This window comes from Plectonema radiosum NIES-515 (genome assembly GCF_025753815.1).
GTDB classification, from domain to species: domain Bacteria; phylum Cyanobacteriota; class Cyanobacteriia; order Cyanobacteriales; family Nostocaceae; genus Hassallia; species Hassallia radiosum_A.
This window is the reverse complement of the sequence record NZ_JAOWRF010000228.1, coordinates 1-2,735: the sequence shown is the minus strand read 5'-3', so window position 1 is coordinate 2,735 and position 2,735 is coordinate 1. Positions and strand designations below refer to the sequence as shown.

The window sequence follows — 2,735 nt, the reverse complement described above, 5'->3', positions numbered from 1 at the left end:
GACAAGGGGGACAACGGGGACAACGGGGATGGAGAATAACTCCAAACTCCAAACTCCAAACTCCAAACTCCAAACTCCTAACTCCAAACTCCTAACTCCAAACTCCTAACTCCAAACTCCTAACTCCAAACTCCAAACTCCAAACTCCTAACTCCAAACTCCTAACTCCAAACTCCTAACTCCAAACTCCTAACTCCAAACTCCTAACTCCAAACTCCTAACTCCAAACTCCAAACTCCAAACTCCTAACTCCTAACTCCTAACTCCTAACTCCTAACTCCCAACTCCCAACTCCCAACTCCTAACTCCTAACTCCTAACTCCTAACTCCTAACTCCTAACTCCTAACTCCTAACTAATATATGAAAGGCTTTATTTTTATACCTGTGTTCGCATTAACAGGCTTGTTGAGTGGCTGTGTTGGCTATCCTCGCCTATTAAGTTACCCTTTTGATCCGGGGGGTAGAAGTCTTAACAGTTCAGCTTCGGAATTAAATCCGCAAATTTCGGGTAGGTATATTGTTTTTACAAGCGATCGCCGGGGCAGCCAGGATGTGTATATGTTTGATATGGTGACTAGCAGTTTAATTGATTTGCCTGGTTTAAATTCTTTGGATGCGATCGCTTCTCATCCTAGTGCTGACGATGATGGTCGTTTTATTGTTTTTGCGGCTTCTCGTCAAGGACGATCGGCTATATTTTTCTATGACCGAGAAACCCGACAATCACGCAATTTAACTGCCGATCTTCAAGCAGAAGTCCGCAACCCGACAATTAGCGCTGATGCAAGTAAAATCTCCTTTGAGTCTAGTTTCAATGGACAATGGGATCTTTTTGTCTATGACCGTTCTGGACAGCGTTTAAATCTACCTTAATGCGACGCTTGGAGTGGGGAATGGGGACTCGGTACTCCTTGAAGACTCCTTCGAGACTCCTTGGAGATAAGGCAATACGCGGGCGTGTTAAGGATTTTTGGTATTGATTTGATGTATGTAGAGACGAAGCATGTGCAACGTCTCTACGCTCGTATTTGGGGCTGAACACGCCCGCGTATTGGGAGATAAGGGGGATAAGGAAAAATTTCTCCCTTGTCTCCCCCATCTCCCTTGTCTCCCTTGTCTTTCCCTAGTCCCTAGTCCAAGCGTCCCTCTTAAGGAAAAATTTCTCCCTTGTCTCCCCCATCTCCCTTGTCTCCCTTGTCTTTCCCTAGTCGCTAGTCCAAGCGTCCCTCTTGTTGAACAGCTTCGATAAGCGATCGCACTTGTTGAGTTCCTTCTGAAGACTCAAATGATAGTGGAAATTTACCTTTAGATATCATCCGCAAACCCAAGGGGGCAATATTCAGCAACCCTCTCAAGTCTTTGAAGTAATTACCAACTACATGTAAGCCAAATTTACGTTCATCAATCCAGCCACCTTCTTTAACTAAGTCTATCAATACCTTGCGGTGGCGAATTGAACGGCTGTCGCTTGCTTGTTTGCGATGGAGAATTTCCTGTTTAATTTTAGTGATTTGTTCGAGTGGCTGTACATCCATCGGACAAACACTATTGCAGTAAAAACAACGAGTGCAACCCCAAACACCTGGTTGAGTCGATGGGGAGTATTATCTCCCGCACCTCTCAGTTAGATCCGGACGTGCCACTTTCACGGCATCCGGCTCCCGATATTCTTAAGGGTTAACCCTTTTGCCCATGTGTTGATAATTGTGACAGGATTCATGCAAGACCACTAGATTTTTTACTTTCCAGTTGTTGTGATTCCCGTCTCGGTGGTGTAGGTGTACTCGCTCTTCGCTCATACATTTAAGTCCACATTGTCCACATGTTTGGTTTTGGCGTTTTAATGCCTTAGAGGTTTCACAGTCGTATAACTTGCTATTGCGTTTGCTCCAGTAAGCTATATCTCCATCAAAAGGTGATTTCTTTCCCTTGACGTTGACGTGTTTGTTTTCGGAGTGGGAGACCGCTGGGAACGCTTTATCTAATAATTTCTTACTAGTGTAGCGATCTTGTTTGGTTTCCTTGTTGAATACCTTGAAGGCTCTGTGTTGAATGTGGTATAGCGAGAATCGCAACCCATCCATTTTGCAGAACTTATGGTAATTCCGCCATCCTCTAACTACAGGGGCTAATTTCTCAACTTTTTCTGTAGAACCAATATTTGAGCAGTTGACGATAGCTTTTACCTTCTGACGGAATTTTTTGTAGTTGTCCACTGAGGGAGTACATCTGAATTTTCCGTTGCTTTGCACTTTGAAGTGCCAGCCAAGGAAGTTAAAACCATCTGTCGCGGCGGTAATGTGTGTCTTTTTCTCGCTTACCTTCATTCCTCTTTCAGCTAGAAATTCGTCGATTTTGTCAAGTATGTTTATCGCATCATCTTCAGGTCTGAGTATAATAACCATGTCATCCGCATAACGAATTGTTGGTTCTATAATTCCACTTGTACCTTTGTATTTGTGGATACATTCAATCCCGTTGAGTGCAATGTTGGCTAATAGCGGACTTACCACACCACCTTGAGGTGTACCCTGTTCTGGAAATTCGGGGTTTGTTCCTGCTTTGAGGCAACGGAATATACCCGATTTAATGCCTTTAGTGGCAATAAGGTTTTCCATTATTGTGGTATGGCTTATCCTATCGAAGCACTTTTCAATATCGAGTTGTATCACTCTTTTATTGATTCCATTGGCTTTGGAACTTAGGTTTAAGAACAAGTTTTTCTGGGCATCAT

2 protein-coding genes and 1 pseudogene are annotated in these 2,735 nt (G+C 43.5%); 1 reads left to right on the top strand and 2 read right to left on the bottom strand.

The genetic code is table 11. The annotated features are described in order from the left end of the window. Positions 1–361 precede the first annotated feature (361 nt). Positions 362–874 carry a TolB family protein gene (locus OGM63_RS15365; RefSeq protein WP_263746460.1) on the top strand — a complete coding sequence of 171 codons (513 nt, stop codon included), beginning with the start codon at positions 362–364 and terminating at the stop codon, positions 872–874. A 338-nt stretch (positions 875–1,212) separates the two neighbouring features. On the opposite strand, the pseudogene OGM63_RS15360 reads toward OGM63_RS15365, so the two are convergent. Next, positions 1,213–1,584: pseudogene (locus OGM63_RS15360) on the bottom strand (succinate dehydrogenase/fumarate reductase iron-sulfur subunit); the annotation flags it as partial. 87 nt (positions 1,585–1,671) lie between these two features. Then, positions 1,672–2,735 (bottom strand): group II intron reverse transcriptase (locus tag OGM63_RS15355; protein WP_263746459.1); only part of this gene is annotated, 1,064 nt, incomplete at its 5' end.